Raw genomic sequence first — 301 nt, 5'->3', positions numbered from 1 at the left:
TGCTTCTTTGAATAATCACTGGGGAGTGCCGCTTACCTTGGCGCGAATGCCTGCGGAGAGTAATTATGGTGTCTTTGAACTTGGTATGAATCATAAAGATGAAATTCGCCCTTTGGTTAAGTTGGTCCATCCACATGTTGTTCTCATTACGCATATTTCTGCAGCACATATGGGTTTCTTCAAAAATCTTGAGGAAATAGCAGACGCAAAAGCTGAAATTTTTGAGGGACTGGATGAGGAGGGTATTGCTGTTTTAAATGCGGATGATGATTTTTTTCCTTATTTAGTTCAAAAAGCAAAA

1 protein-coding gene is annotated in these 301 nt (G+C 39.5%); it reads left to right on the top strand.

Annotated elements, in window-relative coordinates:
• On the top strand, positions 1–301 hold a 301-nt coding region (locus tag ACFIO5_RS10405; RefSeq protein WP_375705361.1), incomplete at both ends, for a Mur ligase family protein.

This window comes from Bartonella sp. AA86SXKL, assembly GCF_042196885.1.
Note: the sequence above shows the minus strand (reverse complement) of the source record. Positions and strands in the feature narration are given on the sequence as shown.